Below are 19,774 nucleotides of genomic sequence, written 5' to 3' on the forward strand. Positions count from 1 at the left end.
GCCTGACCGGGTGCGCCTGACCGGACCTGCTCACGGCCGTCTCCGCCGCTCCTCGGCGCCCTGACGCCGCGGCAGCCACGACGAAGGTCGTCGACGTGGCGGGGTCCGGGCGGACAGGCGTGTCGGCACGCACCGTCCTGGTCCTTCCGCACCTACGGAGCGGTGAGTTCTCCCGATCCCCGGACGATCAGCCGGGTGGGGACGGTGATGGTGCGGGCGCGGGAACGGTCGCCGTCCAGGCGTGCCAAGGCGGTGTCCGCTGCCTTCCGGCCGATCTCTTCGGGGTCCTGGGCCACGACGGTCAGGGCGGGTTCGAGAGCTTCGGCGAGTGGTACGTCGTCGAAGGCGACCACGGCGACGTCTTTCCGCCTGATGCGGGCCAGTTCGGCGACCACCCCCAGCGCGACGATGTTGTTGCCGGCGAACAGAGCGGTGGGCGGACTCGCCGACTCCAGGAGCCGGGAGGTGCAGACGGAAGCCGCGCGCTGGTCGTGGGCGTTGACGACCAGCGCGCGGTCGTGGGCGAGGCCGGCCTCGGCCAGGGCCGAACGGTAACCGGCCAGGCGTTCACGGCGGGTGTAGAGGTTGGTGGGGAGGTCGCCGACGAAACCGATGCGTCGGTGGCCGTGGGCGATCAGGTGTGCGACCCCCTCGTGTGCGCCCGCGAGGTTGGAACTGACGACGCTGTCCGTGGTCAGCCCGGCTCCCGGCCGGTCGACGAAGACGACGGGCAGCCCTGTGCTCCGATGGCTCCGCAGGTGGGAGTGGTCGGAGCCGACGGACGGGATCACCATCAGGATGCTGATGCGACGGGCGAGGAACGTGTCGGTCAGTCCCCGTTCGCGCGCGGGTTCGTCCGCGGAGGAGCCCATGAGCAGGGTCAGGCCGCGGGCCCGTACGACATCCTCGATGCCGCCGGCCACCGCCCCGAAGAAGGGGTTCCCGAGGTCGGGCACGACGAGCCCGATCGTCGTGTCGGGGCCTCCGACACGGATGTTGCGGGCCATGAGGTTCGGCTGGAAACCGAGTTTGGCCACGGCGGCGAGGACCTGTTCCCTGGTCCGGGCCGACGCGGGGCCGTCCTCGTTGAGCACCCGCGAAACCGTCTTGGCGCTGACGCCCACTTCTCGGGCGACGTCGGCCAGGGTGGGGCGGCGGTTCGCTGCCATGGAGCGGGGGTCTCCCTGTGCTCGTCGGTTCCGGCCGCGGCCTCGGCCGGAACCTGTGAGGGTTTCGTCGGGTGTCAGGTGGCCTGGACTCCCGCTGCCCTTGCGGCCCCGGAATCCGCTACGACAGTACCTCCGGCCCCGTCCAGGGTCAGCGCGCCGGTCATGATGGCGACGACTTCGGCCATGCTGTGGTCGGAGGGCTTGATCACGGCAGCGCGACGGCCCAGCCGGTGGACATGGATCCGGTCGGCGATCTCGAAGACGTGCGGCATGTTGTGGCTGATCAGGACCACGGGCATGCCCTTGTCGCGGACCCGACGGATGAGGTCGAGTACCTGCCCCGATTCCTTGACGCCGAGGGCCGCGGTGGGCTCGTCCATGACGACCACGCTGCGCGCCCAGGCTACGGAACGCGCGACGGCCACGGCTTGCCGCTGCCCGCCGGAGAGGGTCTCGACCGCCTGCGTGAGCGACCGCAGCCCGATCTTCAGGTCGGCCATGTGCTCCGCGGCCTCCTGGCGCATGCGCTTCTTGTCCAGCATGCGCAGGGCACTGCCGAGGAAGCCCGGCCGGCGCAGTTCACGTCCGAGGAACATGTTCGAGGCGATGTCCATCGAGGCGGCCACCGCCAGGTCCTGGTAGACGGTCTCGATGCCGTGGACGCGCGCGCTCTGCGGCCCCGTGAACCGGATGAGCTCGCCGTTGAGGCGGATCTCGCCCGCGTCCGGTGCCACCGCACCGGTGAGGGCCTTGATCAGGCTGGTCTTGCCGGCTCCGTTGTCGCCGATGACCGCGAGGACCTCCCCGGGCATCAGGTCGAAGTCGGCGCCGTCGATGGCGGTGACCTGCCCGTAGCGCTTGACCAGGCCGCGGGCCTGGAGAACAGGGGTGGGAGTGGTGGTGGTCATCGGGACTTCCTCCGGGACATCTGGTCGACGGTCACCGCGAGGATCACGAGGATCCCGGTGATCAGGGTCTGGTAGATGGAGGCCACACCCATCAGTTGGAGGCCGTTGCGGAAGACACCGACGATGAGGACGCCGATGAAGGTGCCCAGGACCGAACCGCGTCCGCCGAAGAGGCTGGTACCACCGAGGACCACGGCGGTGATGCTGTCGAGGTTCTCGGTCTGTCCCGCCTGCGGGTCTCCCACCCCGGTGCGGGAGATGAGCAGCAGGGCGGCAAGGCCGTACAGCACGCCGGCCACGGTGTAGATGCCGATGGTCAGGCGGGAGGTGCGGATGCCGTTGAGGCGCGCGGCTTCCTGGCTGTTGCCCAGGGCGTAGACGTGCCGTCCCCATCCGGTGCTGCTGAGCGCATAGGCCAGGAGGAGGAAGAGGACGATGGTGAGCAGCGAGCCGTAGGTGATGTCCGTGTTGCCGAGCGGGAAGGTCTCTCCTAGGGCGGTCAGCGGGCCGGGCAGGCTGGTGACGGTCTGCTCTTCGGAGTAGATGTGTGTCAGGGCGAACGCCACGTTGAGCATGCCGAGCGTCACGATGAACGGCGGCAGCGGGATCTTCTGGACCAGAAGCCCGTTGAGAAGCCCGAAGCCGCCGCAGACGACCAGGCCCATGGTGATGGCGGCGAGCGGGGGCAGGGTGCCCTCGGCCGCCATCTTGGCGATGACGATGCTCCCGAAGGCCATCACGGCACCGCACGAGAGGTCGATGCCGGCCGTGAGGATGATCAGGGTCTGGCCGATGGCGAGGGTGCCGACGACCATGACCTGCTGCACGATCAGCGAGAAGTTCCCGCCCGTGAGGAACTGGTCCGTCGACAGGGAGAAGAACACGCAGGCGAGGAGGAGGGCGGCCAGAGGACCGGTGGTCGGCGCGGTGAGGAGTCTGCGGGCCGTGGTCGGCGTTTTGAGCTCGGCGTACGGCGCGGTGGTGGCTGTCATGCGAAGTCCTTGTCGGAAAAGCGGAGGTCCTCGGGGGAGGACGGACGGGGGCGGCCGTCCCCGGTCGCGGGAGGTCCGGCCACCCCGCCAACGGGTTCGGGACGGCGGCTGCTCGGGCGCGGGGCGACTCAGCCCCAGCAGTTGTCCAGGCCGTAGGCGGTGTCCTTGGACGCGGCCCCTGCCTGTGCCTTGTCGGTGATCAGGCTGACGCCGGTGTCGGTGTAACCGGTCGCCTTCTTGCCGTTCTCGGCGAACTTCACGACGGCCCCGACGCCTTCGGCGGCCATCCTCAGCGGGTACTGCTGCGAGGTGGCGGCGATCTTCCCGTCCTTGACCGCCCGGGTCCCGGTGCAGCCGCCGTCGACCGAGACGATCAGGACGTCCTTCTCCCTGCCCTTGGCCCTCAGCGCGGTGTACGCGCCGAGCGCGGCCGGCTCGTTGATGGTGTAGACGACGTTGATGTCGGGCGCCTTCTGCAGGCAGTTCTCCATGGCGGTCTGGCCCTTCGCCTGGTCGCCGCCGGTGTCCTGGGAACAGACGATCGCCGGGTCCTTCTCGCCGATGCCGAAGCCCTTGAGGAAGCCGTCGTGCCGCTGGACGCCGACAGCGACGCCCGGGGCCAGGTCGAGGGTGGCGATCTTGGCCGTCCTGCCCTTCATCGAGGCTTTGGCGTAGGCGCCGATCAGCTCTCCGGCCCGGAGGTTGTCGGTGGCGAACAGGGCGTCGACCGCGCTTCGGGGGTCGGTCGGGGAGTCCAGGGCGATGACCAGAATCCCCTTGGCACGGGCCTTCTCCAGGGCGGGCACGATCGCCTTGGAGTCGCTGGGGGTGATCAGGATTCCCTTCACACCTGCGGCGACCATGTTCTCGATCGCGGTGACCTGGCCGGCGTTGTCCCCGTCGAACTTGCCCGCGGAGGTGATCAGTTGGGCACCGCTGTCCTTGGCGGCCTTCTCCGCACCCTCCTTCATCTTCACGAAGAACGGATTGGTGTCGGTCTTGGTGATCAGACCGACCTTGACGCTGCCCGAGCTGTCGCCCCCGGAATCCGATCCGGAACCGGATCCGCAGGCCGTCAGGGTGAGAGCCGCGATACCCAGGCATGCGGCGGTCCTGATCAGGGAGGGGGTCGGACGAATGGTGCGAGGCATGAACGGCTCCTGCGGGATCGGGTGCGGCTCGGTCGGCATCGAAGCATGCCGTCCCGGATGTCATCGTTGACCTATGTCATCGTTGACACTGCTTGTCGAGGATGATGGACTCCGTCCCCCGGCACGTCAATGCCTTGCCGCTGTGACAAATCGGCAACGCCCTCCGGCCGGCGCTCACCCGTAGTCGCACCGCCCGTGTCACGACGTACTCGCCTCGCCCGTCCGTTCGTCAGAGAAGAGCAGCCCATGAGTCCGCGTCAGATCACCGTCTTGGGCGAATGCGTCGCGGACGCGTTCGTCCGGCCCGCGAGCGCTCCCAACGAGCTCGACCTGCATGTCCTGCCGGGGGGTGGGCCGGCGAACACGGCCGTGGCCCTGGCGCGCCTGGGTACGCCGTCCGGCTTTGTCGCGCGGCTGTCCGGGGATGTGTTCGGTCGTCTGTTCCGGGCGCACCTGGAGGCTTCGGGGGTGGACCTGTCACACGCTGTCGTGGCGTCGGAGCCCAGCACGCTGGCGGTGGCGGAGCTGGACGCCCAAGGGCAGGCCGTATACGCCTTCCATGCGCAGGGAACGGCCGACTGGCAGTGGACGAGCGCCGAACTGGCCGGTGTGGACCTGACCGGCACCGCCTGCCTGCACACGGGTTCGCTCGCCCTGGTCCGGGAGCCCGGGGCGGCGGCGGTGGAGGAGTTCCTGGCGGCGGCCGCGCCCCGGGCCACCATCAGCATCGATCCCAACGTCCGGCCGCTGCTGGTGCGTCCCGAGACCTACCGCGCGAAACTGCGGCGCTGGTGCGATCTCGCGGACATACTGCGGCTGAGCGAGGAGGACCTCGGCCTCCTTCTGCCGGGAACGCCTCTGGAGCAGGCATGCGACGTCTGGCACGCTGCCGGGGCGCGGCTCGTCGTCGTCACACGGGGCGCCGACGGAGCTCTCGTCTCGCTGGACGGCGAGCGGATGCACGTGCCGGCCGTGGCGACGCGGGTCGTCGACACGGTCGGGGCCGGTGACTCCTTCACGGCGGGTCTGCTGCACCATCTGGGTGCGCGGGGGCTCCTCGGGGGGCGACTGTCCGGCCTCCGCCTGGGCGAGGTGGCGGAATCCTGTCTCTTCGCCGCCCATGTCGCGGCTCTGACCTGCTCGGTCGCCGGCCCGAACCCTCCTTGGCGAAGCCGGCTGCCGCAGTTCACCGTGTGACGGGCGCTCCGGTCGGGCCTGGAAATCGTGCGCCGGCCGTTGACGCGTCGGCCGGAATGCGTCCATCATCGGCCCCACCCGATGTGTCATCGATGACATGAGTCAACGATGACACATCGTCGACGTGGTCCCCCCAGCGTCGGCAGGGGCTCCCTTTTCGTTCCGTCCGCGCGCCGGGAAGCACCCGGTTGTGGAAACGGCCGCAGCCCAGGAGACACCATGACCTCACGACGCGTATCCCGGCACGCCCGCGCGCGGACGATCGCCGCGACGGCGACCGTATGCGCTCTGTCCGCCGCCCTGTTGACACCGCAGGCCGTTGCCTCCGGAACCCGTCCGTACACCGAGGCCTACCGGCCCCAGTTCCACTACACCCCCCAGAAGAACTGGATGAACGACCCCAACGGGCTGGTGTACTACAAGGGCGAGTACCACCTCTTCTACCAGTACAACCCCAACGGCAACTCCTGGGGCGACATGTCCTGGGGGCACGCGGTGAGCACCGACCTCATGCACTGGAAGGAACTGCCGCTCGCCCTTTCCCACGACGACGAGGAGATGGTGTTCTCCGGCAGCGCGGTCATCGACTGGAACAACACCACCGGCTTCGGAACGAAGAAGAACCCGCCCATGGTGGCGATCTACACGAGCTACGACAAGAGCACCGGTGTCCAGGCCCAGGCGCTCGCCTACAGCAACGACCGCGGACGTACGTTCACCAAGTACGACGGCAACCCGGTCATCGACATCGGTTCCAAGGAGTTCCGCGACCCCAAGGTCCAGTGGTACGCGCCGACCAGGAGCTGGCTGATGACGGTGTCGCTCTCCACCGAGCACAAGGTGCGGTTCTACTCCTCCAAGAACCTCAAGGACTGGGACCTGCTCAGCGAGTTCGGACCGGCCGGGGCCACGGGCGGCGTGTGGGAATGCCCCGACCTGTTCCCTCTCGCGGTCGACGGCGACAAGAAGAACACCAAGTGGGTCCTGGTCGTCAACATCAACCCCGGCGGCATCGCCGGCGGGTCGGGCGCCCAGTACTTCGTCGGTGATTTCGACGGCACGAAGTTCACCGCCGACGACAAGGGCTCCTACACTCCGCCCACCGGCACCGTCGTACAGGACTTCGAGGACCCGGACTTCGGTACGTGGACGGCTACCGGCACCGCATTCGGCCAAGGGCCGGCGGCCGGCGCGCTGACCGGGCAGGGAGCCGTCAGCGGCTTCGACGGCAAGGGTCTCGCCAACAGCTTCCACGCGGGTGACGCGGGCACCGGCATCCTCTCCTCCCCGGTCTTCACCGTCGACAGCCCGTACCTCAACTTCAAGATCGCCGGCGGACGCCACCCCCACCAGGCGGGCACCGTGCAGGAACGGGGACCGGTGCCGGAGGGGACGGCCCTCGCCGACTTCGAAGGCGGCACCTACGGCGACTGGACGATCACGGGCGACGCCTTCGGAACCGCACCGGCCACCGGCAGCCACGCCGGCCAGCAGGAGGTCACGGGCTTCCTCGGCAGTGGGCTGGCCAACTCGTTCCTGAGTGGTGACGCCGCGACCGGCAGCCTCACCTCGCCGGAATTCACCATCGACAAGAACTACGTCAACTTCCTCATCGGCGGCGGCAACCATCCCGCGAGCCAGGCCGGGCCCACCGCCGTCGAACTCCTCGTCGACGGCAAGGTGGTACGCAGCGCCACCGGACATGACGGCGAAGCCCTCAACTGGGACGCGTGGGACGTCCGCGACCTCATCGGCACGAAGGCGCGGGTCAAGATCGTCGACGAGAACACCGGCGGCTGGGGTCACATCAACCTCGACCACATCGTGCTCTCCGACACCCGGGCCCAGCCCGTCTCGCGCGAGACGGCCGTCAACCTGGTCGTCGACGGCAAGGTCGTCGGCAGCGCAACCGGCTCCGACAGCGAGGCGCTGGACTGGGCCTCCATCGACATGCGCCCCTATGCCGGCAAGAGGGCGCGGATACAGATCGTCGACATGAACACCGGCGGCTGGGGCCAGATCATGGCCGACCGGTTCACCACCGCGGCGACGCCCGCCAGATCCGCCCTGCAGCGTGCCGACTGGGCCGACTACGGCAGGGACTACTACGCGGCCGTGTCCTGGGAGGACGCACCGGGCGACGAGCGGCACATGATCGGCTGGATGAACAACTGGGAGTACAGCGGCTCCCTCCCGACCTCCCCCTGGCGCAGCGCGCAGAGCACCCCCCGCCAGATGGCCCTTCGCACCGTGGACGGCGAGGTCAAGCTGACCAGCGAACCGGTGAAGAGCCTGAACTCCCTGCGCCTGGGGCGCCCGGTGGTCTCGGCCGGCACCACGGTGACCAACGCGTCGCGGCCCCTCGGACACGGCGCCGCCAAGGGCAAGGCCCTCGACATCGAGGCGACCTTCTCCCTCAGGGACGCCGGGCGGTTCGGCATCAAGGTGCGGACCGGCGCCGACGGAGAGGGAACCGTCGTCGGATACGACACGACGACGCAGGAGCTGTACGTCGACCGGACCCGCTCCGGCACCGCGGACTTCAGCGACACCTTCTCCGGCGTCCAGCGCGCGCCCCTGCACCCCGTGAACGGCAAGGTGAAGCTGCGGATCCTGGTCGACTGGTCATCCGTGGAGGTCTTCGGCGGCAGCGGCGAAGCGGTGATCACGGACCAGATCTTCCCCGACCCCTCCCACCAGGGAGTGGACGTCTTCGCCGAGAACGGCTCGGTGAAGCTGGACCACGCCCGCGTCTGGCACCTCGTCTGGCACCTCAAGTCCTCCCGGAAGTGACGCGAGTGATCCCCGACCGCGGAAGGACGGACGTGAAGAGGACCCTGCTCGCCGAGTTCACCGCCTGCGAAGGAGCGGAAGAGGAGGTCGCACACCTGCTGCGGGAGTACGCCCGGACGGTGCGCGAGGAGGCCGGCAACCTGTCCTTCGACGTCTGCACCAAGGCATCCAGTCCTCGTGCCTACCTCATCCTCGAGACGTACCGGGACGAAGCCGCCTTCCAGCGCCACCTCACGGCTCAGTATGCCGGCCCCTTCAACACGGCCCTCGTCCCGCTGATCGAGGAGGGCGCCTCTCGCCTGACCATTCTCGATCCCGAGTCCTGACGACCTGCGACATGTTGTCCCGCGGAGTGCGACGCCCGCCGGTCCTCACGCCTCCAGGGATCGGGATCCGCAGGACGACCGGGCGAGGGCGAGCTCGCTGCTCACCCCGCCGGACGACCCGCTCGCCGGCCGGCGCGGCTCGGAACCGGTGGGGTGGCGGATCACCCGTCGGGCCGGGTGGGGAACACGTGCTTCCACGTCGGCTCCCCGCCGACGTGGGTTTCCCTGGACGCGAAGGCTGAGAAGGCCTCGGCGCGTGCGAGCTGCTTGAACCCGCGTGTCCTGAGCGGAGAGCGGTTCACACGGAAGGCGGCCGCACGGTGAGGGGCATGGCCGAGAGGGGCCCGGTCGGGGACACGGGTGAGGGTGACGCAGTGCCCCGCGAGGTCACCGCGGCGTACCGCTCGCCGTCCAGGGCTCGGTGGGCTGGAGCACGGCTTCGGTGAGAGCGCGGGAGCGCAGACCGGTGATCTCCTGGTACTCGGGATCCGCCACCATGCGGCTGAACGCCGCACGGCTGGGGTAGCGGACGAGCAGCACCGCGTCCCAGGACTGCCCTTGTTCCGCGACGAGAGGGGTGCTGCCGTCGCCGGCGTACAGCAGTTCCCCTCCGTGCCGCGCCAGGAAGACGCCGGCCCGCCGCGAGTACTCGCCGTACAGTGCGCGGCCGTCGACGGCGAAACGCAGCAGGTTGAGCATGACGAAGGGGCCATCGGCGCCGCCCTCTTCAGTGAAGCGTGCAAGATCGGAACCCTGCGGATCGACAGCCATGTGTTCTCCCCGATCGTCGGAAACAGGCGGCTCTCGGACGTGCGGCCGAGACGCGGTCAGGAGCATAGAAGAGAACGGAGCCCCTGCATACCGCCCAGTCGGTCCGCGCCACGACCGCACCACACCGCGCAGGCAGGGGGAGGGGTACGGGCTCGGCGAGCCTCGCACGGAGCACTGGCACCGTGGAGGCTCAGCGACTCAGGCGCACTTGCGGCCTCACCGGGTACGGGGCGATCGCGGCGGGGCAGGCGTTCGACGGCCAGGTCGCAGGAGTCCACGACCGCGTCGGTGACCAGTCTTCCGGTGGTGCCGGGGCCCGCACCGGTCCTGCCCCGGCCGTCCTCGCGGCCCGAGACACCACGACCCGCCCGTGACGGCGGCCGGGCTCCGCTGGTCGGGCGGCGGAACCGGTCGGCCGGTTCGCGGGTCCGCCGGTGCTTTCGCGGGCCCGCCGGTGCTGGGGTCAAACCCAGTCGGGGACGTACCCCTCGGCGTAGCGGGCGCCGAATCCACCGTTCGGGAGGATCTCGCGGATCGCGGCGAGATCGGCCTCGGTGAGGGCGACGTCGGTGGCGCCGGCGTTCTCCTCCATACGGGCTGCGCTCCGGGTGCCCGGGATCGGGACGATCTGGTCGCCCTGAGCGAGCAGCCAGGCCAGGGCGAGCTGGGAGACGGTGATGCCCTTGGCCGTGGCCAGCTTGCCGAGCCGGTCCACGGCTTCGAGGTTCTTCTCGAAGTTGCCGGGCTGCCAGCGCGGGTCGGTGGTGCGCATGTCGGTGGCGTCGTACTGTCCCGCGGGCTTCGCGGTGCCGGTGATGAAGCCGCGGCCGAGGGGCGAATAGGGAACGAAGCCGATGCCGAGTTCCCGGAGGAGGGGGAAGAGCTGCTCGACTTCGCGCTCGAAGAGCGAGTACTCGGTCTGCAGGACCGAGACCGGCTGGACGGCGTGCGCCCGGCGAATCGTCTCCGGGCCGGCCTCGCTCAGGCCGAAGTACTTCACCTTGCCCGCATCGATCAACTCCTTCACCGTCCCCGCGACCTCCTCGATCGGCACGTTCGGGTCGACCCGGTGCTGGTAGAAGACGTCGATCTGGTCGACGCCCAGGTAGCGCAGGCTGTTGTCGGCGACCTCGCGGATGTTGTCCGGGCGACTGTTCAGGCCGAACCCCTGAGACGGGTCGGACAGGTCGAAGCCGAACTTGGTGGCCAGGACCACCTCGTCGCGGAAGCCCCTGACCGCCTTGCCGACCAGGATCTCGTTGGACCCGGTGCCGTAGCCGTAGAGCTCGGCCGTGTCGAAGAAGGTGACGCCCAGATCGTGCGCGCGGTGGATGGCGGCGATGCCCGCCTCCTCGTCACCGGGGCCGTAGGCCATGGTCAGGCCCATCGAGCCGTAACCGATCGCCGAGGCGGTCAGACCCTGGGTGCCGAGTGTCCTGTGCTGCATGAGGATCTCCTGATGTTGAACCAAACCGTTCGGTTTGAAGCTTAGGGCGACCATCGGGGGCAGCCAAACCAAACGGTTTGGTTGGCGGGCGTGCCGGAGGAGCTCAGCTGGGAAGCTGGGAAAGGGGGGGCGGCGTTCTGCCGTTGACGGGGGCGGGCACCCGTACCGCGCTCCCTCCGGCGGTGGTGCCCGGCTCGCGGGGCTGAGGAAGGAGCAGTGCCGAGGCGCGATCGAGTGTGCGGAGTCCGGCGGCCCGGTGCTCAGACCGGGCGGGGGAAAAGGCGCTCGACGGCGGTGACCAGGGCCGCGCGGCGTGCCCCGACGGAGGTGTCCGCGGCCAGCTCGGCCGCGGCGGCGCCGATCTCCGGTTGGCCCGCCCAGGTGGTGGCGATCTGGTTGATCAGGGCCAGCACGTCGACCGGATCCCAGGCGGGATCGATCAGGCCGGCACGCTGCGCGTCGCGGAGCTGTTCCACCTTGCCGGCGATGGTGGTCCGCAGGGGGGCGTTGGTGTCGTTGTCGGCGTCGGCGTCGGCGGCGAGCTCGAGGCGCCCCCAGGTGATGAGCCGGTAGTGGTCCGGGTGGGCCGTGAAGTGGTCGAAGAGGATGCCCGCGTAACCGGGCAGGTCCGCCGGGTCCATGCGCGTGGCTTCGACGAGCGCGGCCGTCTCGCGCCCGGCGATGTGTTGGTAGAGGGCCTCTTTGCTGCTGAAGTAGGCGTAGACGCGTTCCTTGCTGGTCCGCGCCTGCTTGGCGAGGCGGTCCACTCGGGCGCCGGCGATGCCGTACCGGGCGAACTCTTCCTTCGCCGCAGTGAGGATCCGCTGCCGGGTGTCGGAGGTGGAGGAGTTCGAGGTCGTGCAGGAGACGGCGGAACGAGACATGCGCCCACGATAGATGACCGAACCGTCCGGTTCGCCGGCACCGCGGTCGGATCCCCCCGGTCGGGCCCGGCACGGTGGTGCGACGTACGGCCCGGCGAGCTCCGGTGCCGCCGCTGCCTGGACCGCCGCTGCCTGAACCGCCGCTGCCTGAACCGCCGCTGCCTGAACCGCCGCTGCCTGAACCGCCGCTGCTTCCGCCCCGCCGATGGACGACTCGCGCCCAAAAGCGCGGGTCGAGCCAGGGAGCGCGCACGCCGGGCCATCAGGAGCACCACAGGCGTTTCCCGGACCCGGACCGCGGTCGTTCCCGCGCGGCAGCGTGCCTACCATTGCACGGACGGCATCCGGGCGAAGGCCTGCGGACAGCCCGCCCAGAGGATGCCGCCGGGTCGTCCGGCTCCGCGAGGACGCGGAGCCTTCGGGTGCTGGGGAGGCGCGGAGAAACGGAGTGGGGCATGCAGAGGCGGGCGTTGCTGGGGCGCGAGACGGAGCGTCGCGCGCTGACCGCCCTGGTCGAGCAGGGGGCCGCCGGGTCGGGCGGCGCGACGGTGATCACCGGCGCGCCGGGGATCGGCAAGTCGGCGCTGGTGGCGGAGGCCGCGGCTGCGGCAGCGCGCGGCGGAACCCATGTGATCACTGCCGTGGGTGTCCAGTCGGAGGAAAACCTGCCCTGCGCCGGCCTGCACCAGCTGGTTCACCAACTGCGCGACGGAATCGACGACTTGCCGAGTCGCCAGCGCACCGCGCTGCTCGCCGCCGTCGGCCTCCTCGACGAGGCCGTCCCCGACCTGTACCTCGTCGGCCTGGCCGCGCTGACCCTGTTGACGGACGCGGCGGCGAAGGCACCGCTGCTGGTGGTCGTCGAGGACGCCCACTGGATGGACCGTGCCAGCCTCGATGTGCTCGGATTCGTGGCACGGCGCATCGAGTCCGATCCACTCGTCCTGGTCGCGGTCACCCGGCGCCTCGACGACCGTCTCGGCAGCGCCGGCCTGCCGGTGCTGCACCTGGGGCCGCTGACGGACGAGGTGTCGGGTGAGGTGTTGGACGCGGTCGCCCCCGACCTGGGACAGCAGGTCAGACGGCGGCTGCTGGAGGAGTCCGCCGGGAACCCGCTGGCGCTGACCGAGCTGCCGGTCGCGCTGCGGTCGGTCGGCGGGGCGTACGCGCTCAACCCGGGTCCGCTGCCGCTGACCGCACGGTTGGAGCGGACCTTCACGGCGCGGGTCTCCCGCCTTCCGGCCGACACCCGTGCGGTCCTGCTCCTCTCCGCCCTCAACGGTGACGGAACGATGGACGAATGTCTCGCCGCGGCGACCCGGATGCTCGGGACGGCGGTCGACGTCTCCGCCGGTGAGGCAGCGATCGACGCGGGTCTGCTGGAAGCCCGGGGGCTGGCCTTCAGGCACCCGCTCGTCCGCTCGGCGATGTACCACGCCGCCACCGCCGCCGACCGACGGGCCGCACACGCCGCCCTGGCCGCCGCGCTCCAGGGACAGCCCGACCGACAGGCGTGGCACCGTGCCGCCGCCACCGTCGGTCCCGACGAACGAGTGGCACGGGAGCTCGACTCCACCGCCGGCCGGGCCCTGCGGCGAGGAGGTGTCGCCGCAGCCCTTGCCGCGCTGAGACGGGCGACGGAGCTGACGGAGGACCCGTCCGCGCGGGCGGACCGGCTGCTCCGGGCCGCGGAGCTCGCGCTGGAGTCGGGCCAGGGAGACACAGCGGCACATCTGCTGGCCCAGGCGCGCTCACTGGACCTCTCGGTCCGGGACCGGGGCCGCGCGGCCTGGGTCAGCATCGCTCTGGCCGAGGGGACCCGGGGGGAGGGAGCCGCGACGGCCGAGCTGGCCGAGCTGGCGGTCGGGATCGCCGCCGGGGGAGAACCGGCACTGGGGCTGCGCATGCTGTGGGGCGCGGTCCTGCAGTGCTTCTGGGGAGAGCCGAGCCCGGCCTCCCGCGAGCGCGTCGCCGCCGCCGCGGACCGGATGCCCGTGCCTGCCGACAACGCCGACCTGGTCGCTCTGCGGGCGTACTCGGCCCCGGTGGAGCGCGGGGAAACGGTCATGGAAGGCCTGACGGGGCAGGTGGAGCGCGCGTCCGAGAACGCGGAGGGGGACCAGCTCCTGGGGGGCGCCGCCGTGATGGTGGGTGCTCCCGCCCTGGCGAGCCGGTTGACGGTGAGGTCGCTGGACGCCCTGCGCGCGCAAGGCAGGCTGTCGATGCTGGCCCGCGCCCTCTGCGTCCAGGCGGGGAGCGCGGCACGGCTGGGTGACGTGCGCGCGGGTTCCCTCGCCGCGGAGGAGGCCGCATCACTGGCCCGCGAGACGAGTCAGCCTCTCGTGCACGCGATGGTGAACGCCATCCGCGCGCAGCTGGCCGCCGTCAGCGGCGACCCGGCGGCGGAGGCGTGGGCGGCGGAAGCCGAGCGCGCGGCCCTTCCCAGCGGCGGGCGCCCGGTGCTGGCCATCGTGCAGATGGCCCGCGGGCAGGCGGCGCTCTGCCAGGGCCGCTACGGCGACGCGTACGGCCACCTGCACCGCGTCTTCGACCCTGCCGACCCCGCCTTCCACCCCTGGTTGCGCTTCTACGCGGTCGCGGAGCTGGTCGAGGCGGCTGTGCGCGGCGAATCCGAGAAGCCGGCGCGCGACGTCGTGCGGGAGCTGACCCCCCTCGGGGAGACGACTTCGTCGCCCGCCCTGCTCTGCGGATTGCGATTGGGCCGGGCTCTGCTGAGTCCGCAGGACGACGCCGAGCCGCTCTACAGGGCGGCCCTCGACGCCGTCCCCACGGATTGGCCGTTCGAGCGGGCGCGGGCACGTCTCGCCCTGGGCGAGTGGTTGCGGCGGCACCGGCGGCCCGCCGAGTCCCGCGCCGCCCTTCAGGCCGCGCGCGAGATCTTCGTCGCCCTCGGCGCGTCGGCGTGGGCGGAGCGGGCACGGCAGGAGCTGCGCGCCGCGGGCGCGTCGTCCCCCCGCCAGGACCCGGCCGCCGTGGACCGGCTGACCTCCACCGAACTGCATGTCGCTCAGCTCGCCGCGCAGGGTCTGACGAACCGGGAGATCGGCGAGCGGCTGTACGTCTCGCCCAGGACGGTGAGCACCCATCTCCAGCGGATGTTCCCCAAACTGGGTGTGACGTCCCGCGGCGAGCTCGCCGCGGTGCTGGGCGGCGGCATGTGACGTACCCCGACGGCGCGGCGTCACGACGTACGCCATGACGTACCCCCACGGCGCGGCGTCATGACGTACGCAGAAGACGTAGCCCGACGGACGCGGTCCCCCCTGCTCGTTTCCTAGATTCGTGCCATGCCCGGTCCGCACACGGCGGACGGGCGGGAAGGCACACCATGGGAACCATCACCGTCGGAGCCGAGGGCTCGACCGGGATCGAGCTCTACTACGAGGACCACGGGGCGGGGCAGCCCGTCGTCCTGATCCACGGTTACCCGCTGGACGGACAGTCGTGGGAGAAGCAGACCGACGCGCTGGTCAAGGCCGGTTACCGCGTCATCACCTACGACCGTCGTGGTTTCGGCCGGTCGAGCAAGACCATGACGGGCTACGACTACGACACCTTCGCCGCCGACCTGGACACCGTGCTGACGCGGTTGGACCTGCGTGACGTGGTTCTCGTCGGTTTCTCGATGGGCTCGGGCGAGGTCGCCCGCTACCTCGGCGTCCACGGCTCGCAGCGGGTGGCGAAAGCGGCGTTCCTCGGTTCGCTCCAGCCCTTCCTGCTGCAGACGGAGGACAACCCCGCCGGTGTGCCGCAGAGCGTCTTCGACGGCATCGCCGAACAGGCGGAGGCCGACCGCCACGCCTGGTTCGAGAACTTCTTCGTCGACTTCTTCAACACGGACGAGACGCTCGGGTCACGGCTCAGCGAGGCCGCGCTGCGGGCGAACTGGGTCACCGCCGTCGGCTCGGCGCCCATGGCGGCATACGCGTGCGTCCCGGCGTGGCTGACGGACTTCCGAGCCGACGTGGAGCGCATCGACGTGCCGTCGCTGATCCTGCACGGGACCGCCGACCGCATCCTGCCGATCGACGCCACGGCCCGCGAGTTCCGCAGCCGCCTGCCCGAGGCGCGATACGTCGAGATCGACGGCGCTCCGCACGGACTGCTGCTCACCCACGCAGCCGAGGTCAACGCCGCCCTGATCGACTTCCTCGCCACCTGAAAGCCGGCGTCTCTCCCGCGACGGTCCGGAGCGAGCGCGTGAGCTGCTCCCTGCCGGTGCGGGTGGCGCGCCACGGAACACTCGAACAGGATGGGGCGCCTCTCGTGAACGGGCTCATGGAAGCGGGGGCCACAGCTCTCGTTCCGACGTCGTCGCAGGCCCGGGACCTCCCGCCGGACGTGGACTGCGACGCCTTCGTCAAGGACATCTACGACCAGTACGGCCCCCTGCTCGTCCGGTACGCCACGCGGCTGCTGGACGGTGACTGGCACAAGGGGGAGGACATATTCCAGGAGACCGCGGCCCGTGCCTGGAAGCACGCCCGCTTCCTGGGCAGCCGCAACGAACGCCTCAGACCCTGGTTGTTCACCGTGGCCCGCAATCTCGTCATCGACCACCACCGGGCGCGGCAGGTCAGGCCGCTGGAGGTCATGCCCGTCGAGGAGCTGGACACGTCCAGCGACAGCACGGCAGCCACGATCGACACCCACGTGGTGGTGCAGGCCCTGCGGGAACTGAACGAGCAGCAGCAGACCGTCATCCGCCTCATGCACCTCCTGGGATGCAGCGTCGATCAGGCTGCGGAACACCTCGGCATACCGCCCGGCACCGTCAAGAGCCGTACCTTCTACGCCATGCGGGCGCTGCGCAAGGCGCTGGAGAAGCAGGGGATCCTGGGGGCGTGACCGCGGCGCGGCCACGTGCCCGCCGCAGTTCTCCACCCCTTCCGCGCTCCCGCGGGGCCCCGTAGCGCCGACCGCATCGTCCTCGGCGGACCACGTGCCGACGGGCTGAACCCACGGCGGGCTTCCGCCGTTCCTGGCATCGGGCTCATCGAAGCCCCCCGGAAACGAGCTGCGCACGTTTCCGCCCACGGCAGTCGTCGAGGTCCGCCACCAGGACGTGGACGACTCCCCCCTCACGAAAGGACGGCACTCCCATGCCGGTTACCGACCACTCTCTGCCGGAGCGCGACCGCGAGACCGCGGGTGCGGCGCTCCAGGCGACCCTGGCCGATCTTCTCGACCTGTCCCTGGTGGCCAAGCAGGCCCACTGGAACGTGTACGGTCCGCGCTTCCGCTCGGTACACCTGCAGCTCGACGAGGTCGCGACCGTCGCCCGGAACCACGCCGACACGGTGGCCGAGCGCGCGGCCACTCTGGGCGTCAGCCCGGACGGACGGGCCGCGACCATAGCGGGGGCCAGCGGCGTGCCCGCCCTTCCGCCGGGCTGGACCGAAGACAGCGACGCCGTCGAGGCCTTGGTGCGCGCGCTCTCGGCAGTGACCGCACGACTGCGCCGGCGCATTGCCGAGGCGGGCCCGGCGGATGTGGTCACGGAGGATCTCCTCATCGGGCTCACAGCTGATCTGGAGAGACAGAGCTGGATGTTCCAGGCGGAGAACCGGGGCTGATCGGTCCCCGGTTCCCGCGAGGCGCTCCCTGCCCCGTCCACCTCGCGTCGGGCGAGCGCCGCGCTGTGGGCGCAGAGGCGTGTGCACGGATGTCGGCACTGCCGTGACCTGGGGCGATGCGTGAACCGCCGTGACGTCCGGCCCGTTGAGTGATCGAACAGTTGTCGTCAGGAGTGGAGAAGAGCATGGGTGTCGAGGGAACGAGCACCGACCGGTTCGAAGCGGTACGAGCGGCGTTGGCGGCCCACCTCGAAGCCGGCGACGAGTTGGGGGCGTCGATCGCCGTCGATGTGGACGGGGTCATGGAAGTCGATCTGTGGGGCGGCCACACGGACGGGGCGCGGACCGTGCCGTGGCACCGGGACACGTTGGTGAACATGTGGTCGACCACGAAGACCCTCACCAGTCTCGCCGCTCTCGTCCTCGTCGACCGGAGCGCACTGGATCTGCACCGCCCGGTCGCGCACTACTGGCCCGAGTTCGCAGCCCGGGGAAAGGAGCACATCGAGGTGCGGCACGTCCTGGCCCACACCTCGGGACTCTCCGGCTGGGAGCAGCCCTTCTCCATGGAGGATCTCTACGACTGGCCCACCGCGAGTGCCCGGCTGGCCGCGCAGGCGCCCTGGTGGGAGCCGGGCTCCGCTTCGGGCTACCACGTGCAGACACAAGGGCAACTGGTGGGAGAGCTCGTCCGGCGGGTCAGTGGTCGTACTCTCAAGGAGTTCGTCGCCACCGAGATCGCCGGACCGGCGCGGGCGGACGTCCAGATCGGCGCACGCCGGGCCGACTGGCCGCGTATCGCCGATCTGGTGGCCCCCTCACAGCTGGGCGGTATACCCGCGGGACTCGATCCCGAGGGCATCTTCACCAGGACGCTGTTCGGAAGCCCGGCGCGTGACGAGCACGTCGACACCCCGCAGTGGCGCTCCGCCGAACTCGGCGCCGTCAACGGACACGGCAACGCGCGGGGCCTGGCACGAGCGCTCTCCGTCATCTCACGGCGCGGCCAGGTCAACGGTCACCGGCTTCTCTCCGCGGAGACGGTGGACAAGGTGTTCGACGTACAGGCCGACGGAGTCGACCTGTTCCTGGGCGTTCCCGTCCGCTGGGGCGTGGGCTACGCACTCGCGGATCCGAGGACGATGCCGCACATGCCCACCGGGAGGATCTGCTTCTGGGTCGGCCGGGGCGGTTCGATCGTCCTGATGGATCTCGACCGGCGCGTCACCTTCGCGTACACGATGAACCGGGTGGGCGACGGGATTCTCGGCTCGGAGCGTACCCACAGCTACCTCAGGCACGTCTACGAGGCCCTGGAGCGAACCGGCTGAGGTGGACCCGCGGGGGCCCGCCCCCGATCCGCTGCGGTCCGTACCGCCCCGCCGCCACGAGATCGGCAGGGCGACGGCTCCTCAGGTCGCGACGAGTTCCCGCTCACGGTCCGGCGTCGCGACCGGGGGCTTCCTGTTCGGCAGGGAGAGCCGGAAGACCTTGTGCCACGCGGAGAACACCTGCTTGGGCAGTGGCCCGGTGACGTACTCCAACTCGTACTTCTCGAACAGCGCGCGCACCTCCACCGCGACCTCGGCGTACCGGTTGCTCGGCAGGTCCGGAAACAGGTGGTGCTCGATCTGGTGCGACAGGTTGCCGGTCATGAAGTGCAGGGCCTTGCTGCCGCTGATGTTCGCCGAGCCCATCATCTGGCGCAGGTACCACTGGCCGCGCGTCTCGCCCTTGATCGACCGGCGCTCGAAGACCCGCACGCCCTCGGGGAAGTGCCCGCACATGATCACCGAGTGGGTCCAGAGGTTGCGGACCAGGTTCGCGGTGAACGTGGCGGCGAGGGTGGGGAGGAACGAAGGGCCGGACAGCAGCGGGTGGATCACGTAGTCCTTGAGCACCTGCTTGCGGATCTTGCGGCCCACGGCCCTGGCCTGCGCGCGGAACTCCGGTTTCTTGCGGCGGCGTTTGCCCAGGTTCTTGCCGAGCTCCAGGTCGTACGCCGCGATGCCGTACTCGAAGAAGCAGGCGTTGATGAAGTTCCACAGGGGCTGGCCGAGGTGGAACGGGTGCCACCTCTGGTCCTCGTCGACGCGCATGATGCCGTAGCCGAGGTCGTTGTCCTTGCCGATCACGTTGGTGTACGTGTGGTGCAGCTCGTTGTGCGAGTGCTTCCACTGCGCGGACGGCGAGACGTGGTCCCACTCCCAGGTACTGGAGTGGATCTTCGGGTCACGCATCCAGTCCCACTGGCCGTGCAGGATGTTGTGGCCGATCTCCATGTTGTCCATGATCTTCGCCACGGACAGTCCGGCGGTGCCGAGGAGCCACGCGGGCGGGAAGAACGAGAACAGCAGCACGCTCCTGCTGGCCAGTTCGAGCTTGCGCTGCGCCGAGATGACCGCACGGATGTAGGCGGCGTCCTTCTCGCCGCGGCCGGCGATCACCGCGTCGCGGATCGCGTCCAGCTCGCGGCCGAGTTCCTCGATCTGCTCCGGGGTCAGGTGGGCGGTGGGGTCGATGGCGGTCAAGGTGCTTC

Annotated in this window: 16 protein-coding genes; 8 read left to right on the forward strand and 8 right to left on the reverse strand. The window is 70.3% G+C overall.

Annotated features, from left to right (window positions below; translation table 11 throughout):
* Positions 1 to 152: 152 nt before the first annotated feature.
* The 4 genes from PZB77_RS22110 to PZB77_RS22125 form a co-directional block, all read right to left on the reverse strand.
* Positions 153 to 1,169, reverse strand: coding sequence for a LacI family DNA-binding transcriptional regulator (locus tag PZB77_RS22110; RefSeq protein ID WP_275494354.1), 1,017 nt, complete (start codon positions 1,167 to 1,169; stop codon positions 153 to 155).
* A gap of 74 nt (positions 1,170 to 1,243) precedes the next feature.
* On the reverse strand, positions 1,244 to 2,077 hold the full coding sequence (locus PZB77_RS22115) for an ATP-binding cassette domain-containing protein (protein WP_275494355.1): 834 nt from the start codon (positions 2,075 to 2,077) through the stop codon (positions 1,244 to 1,246).
* Positions 2,074 to 3,069 (reverse strand): ABC transporter permease, encoded by a 996-nt coding sequence (locus PZB77_RS22120; protein WP_275494356.1) that lies wholly within the window; start codon positions 3,067 to 3,069, stop codon positions 2,074 to 2,076. The genes PZB77_RS22115 and PZB77_RS22120 overlap by 4 nt, the downstream gene beginning before the upstream one ends.
* 128 nt (positions 3,070 to 3,197) lie before the next feature.
* Entirely contained in the window at positions 3,198 to 4,220 is a 1,023-nt protein-coding gene (locus PZB77_RS22125) for a sugar ABC transporter substrate-binding protein (RefSeq protein WP_275494357.1), read from the reverse strand.
* A gap of 246 nt (positions 4,221 to 4,466) precedes the next feature.
* Here PZB77_RS22125 and PZB77_RS22130 point away from each other — a divergent pair, with 246 nt between their 5' ends.
* The 3 genes from PZB77_RS22130 (at position 4,467) to PZB77_RS22140 (ending at position 8,536) form a co-directional block, all read left to right on the forward strand.
* Positions 4,467 to 5,417 carry a carbohydrate kinase gene (locus tag PZB77_RS22130; RefSeq protein WP_275494358.1) on the forward strand — a complete coding sequence of 317 codons (951 nt, stop codon included), beginning with the start codon at positions 4,467 to 4,469 and terminating at the stop codon, positions 5,415 to 5,417.
* Positions 5,418 to 5,636: 219 nt separating this feature from the next.
* Complete coding sequence (locus PZB77_RS22135; RefSeq protein WP_275494359.1) at positions 5,637 to 8,210, forward strand: GH32 C-terminal domain-containing protein; 2,574 nt, start codon at positions 5,637 to 5,639, stop codon at positions 8,208 to 8,210.
* 32 nt (positions 8,211 to 8,242) lie between these two features.
* Positions 8,243 to 8,536 carry an antibiotic biosynthesis monooxygenase family protein gene (locus tag PZB77_RS22140; protein WP_275494360.1) on the forward strand — a complete coding sequence of 98 codons (294 nt, stop codon included), beginning with the start codon at positions 8,243 to 8,245 and terminating at the stop codon, positions 8,534 to 8,536.
* Positions 8,537 to 8,923: 387 nt separating this feature from the next.
* On the opposite strand, the gene PZB77_RS22145 is transcribed toward PZB77_RS22140, so the two are convergent.
* From PZB77_RS22145 to PZB77_RS22155, 3 genes are all read right to left on the reverse strand, one after another.
* Entirely contained in the window at positions 8,924 to 9,307 is a 384-nt protein-coding gene (locus tag PZB77_RS22145) for a DUF1330 domain-containing protein (RefSeq protein WP_275494361.1), read from the reverse strand.
* A gap of 463 nt (positions 9,308 to 9,770) precedes the next feature.
* Positions 9,771 to 10,754 (reverse strand): aldo/keto reductase, encoded by a 984-nt coding sequence (locus tag PZB77_RS22150; protein WP_275494362.1) that lies wholly within the window; start codon positions 10,752 to 10,754, stop codon positions 9,771 to 9,773.
* 260 nt (positions 10,755 to 11,014) lie between these two features.
* Positions 11,015 to 11,638, reverse strand: coding sequence for a TetR family transcriptional regulator (locus PZB77_RS22155; protein WP_275494363.1), 624 nt, complete (start codon positions 11,636 to 11,638; stop codon positions 11,015 to 11,017).
* Positions 11,639 to 12,093: 455 nt separating this feature from the next.
* Here PZB77_RS22155 and PZB77_RS22160 point away from each other — a divergent pair, with 455 nt between their 5' ends.
* From PZB77_RS22160 to PZB77_RS22180, 5 genes are all read left to right on the forward strand, one after another.
* The gene (locus tag PZB77_RS22160) at positions 12,094 to 14,820 is read left to right on the forward strand and encodes a LuxR family transcriptional regulator (RefSeq protein WP_275494364.1); all 2,727 of its coding nucleotides are present in this window, start codon (positions 12,094 to 12,096) and stop codon (positions 14,818 to 14,820) included.
* 167 nt (positions 14,821 to 14,987) lie between these two features.
* Positions 14,988 to 15,821 carry an alpha/beta hydrolase gene (locus PZB77_RS22165; RefSeq protein ID WP_275494365.1) on the forward strand — a complete coding sequence of 278 codons (834 nt, stop codon included), beginning with the start codon at positions 14,988 to 14,990 and terminating at the stop codon, positions 15,819 to 15,821.
* Between the two features lie 104 nt (positions 15,822 to 15,925).
* Positions 15,926 to 16,507, forward strand: coding sequence for a sigma-70 family RNA polymerase sigma factor (locus PZB77_RS22170; protein WP_275494366.1), 582 nt, complete (start codon positions 15,926 to 15,928; stop codon positions 16,505 to 16,507).
* Positions 16,508 to 16,761: 254 nt separating this feature from the next.
* A complete protein-coding gene (locus PZB77_RS22175; protein WP_275494367.1) occupies positions 16,762 to 17,235 on the forward strand; it encodes a DNA starvation/stationary phase protection protein in 474 nt (157 codons plus the stop codon).
* A 185-nt stretch (positions 17,236 to 17,420) separates the two neighbouring features.
* Positions 17,421 to 18,566: a serine hydrolase domain-containing protein gene (locus tag PZB77_RS22180; protein WP_275494368.1), complete on the forward strand. Its 1,146-nt coding sequence runs from the start codon at positions 17,421 to 17,423 to the stop codon at positions 18,564 to 18,566.
* An 81-nt stretch (positions 18,567 to 18,647) separates the two neighbouring features.
* Here PZB77_RS22180 and PZB77_RS22185 read toward each other — a convergent pair whose 3' ends face one another.
* Positions 18,648 to 19,766, reverse strand: a complete 1,119-nt coding sequence (locus tag PZB77_RS22185) for an acyl-CoA desaturase (protein ID WP_275494369.1) — start codon at positions 19,764 to 19,766, stop codon at positions 18,648 to 18,650.
* Positions 19,767 to 19,774 lie beyond the last annotated feature (8 nt).

The sequence above is a fragment of the Streptomyces sp. AM 2-1-1 genome, assembly GCF_029167645.1.
Taxonomy (GTDB): Bacteria; Actinomycetota; Actinomycetes; order Streptomycetales; family Streptomycetaceae; genus Streptomyces.

Excerpts from the sequence above, each read along its gene's own strand:
- PZB77_RS22110 (WP_275494354.1), bottom strand. The coding sequence starts at position 1,169 with ATGGCAGCGAACCGCCGCCCCACCCTGGCCGACGTCGCCCGAGAAGTG.
- PZB77_RS22115 (WP_275494355.1), bottom strand. The coding sequence starts at position 2,077 with ATGACCACCACCACTCCCACCCCTGTTCTCCAGGCCCGCGGCCTGGTC.
- PZB77_RS22120 (WP_275494356.1), bottom strand. The coding sequence starts at position 3,069 with ATGACAGCCACCACCGCGCCGTACGCCGAGCTCAAAACGCCGACCACG.
- PZB77_RS22125 (WP_275494357.1), bottom strand. The coding sequence starts at position 4,220 with ATGCCTCGCACCATTCGTCCGACCCCCTCCCTGATCAGGACCGCCGCA.
- PZB77_RS22130 (WP_275494358.1), top strand. The coding sequence starts at position 4,467 with ATGAGTCCGCGTCAGATCACCGTCTTGGGCGAATGCGTCGCGGACGCG.
- PZB77_RS22135 (WP_275494359.1), top strand. The coding sequence starts at position 5,637 with ATGACCTCACGACGCGTATCCCGGCACGCCCGCGCGCGGACGATCGCC.
- PZB77_RS22145 (WP_275494361.1), bottom strand. The coding sequence starts at position 9,307 with ATGGCTGTCGATCCGCAGGGTTCCGATCTTGCACGCTTCACTGAAGAG.
- PZB77_RS22150 (WP_275494362.1), bottom strand. The coding sequence starts at position 10,754 with ATGCAGCACAGGACACTCGGCACCCAGGGTCTGACCGCCTCGGCGATC.
- PZB77_RS22155 (WP_275494363.1), bottom strand. The coding sequence starts at position 11,638 with ATGTCTCGTTCCGCCGTCTCCTGCACGACCTCGAACTCCTCCACCTCC.
- PZB77_RS22160 (WP_275494364.1), top strand. The coding sequence starts at position 12,094 with ATGCAGAGGCGGGCGTTGCTGGGGCGCGAGACGGAGCGTCGCGCGCTG.
- PZB77_RS22165 (WP_275494365.1), top strand. The coding sequence starts at position 14,988 with ATGGGAACCATCACCGTCGGAGCCGAGGGCTCGACCGGGATCGAGCTC.
- PZB77_RS22175 (WP_275494367.1), top strand. The coding sequence starts at position 16,762 with ATGCCGGTTACCGACCACTCTCTGCCGGAGCGCGACCGCGAGACCGCG.
- PZB77_RS22180 (WP_275494368.1), top strand. The coding sequence starts at position 17,421 with ATGGGTGTCGAGGGAACGAGCACCGACCGGTTCGAAGCGGTACGAGCG.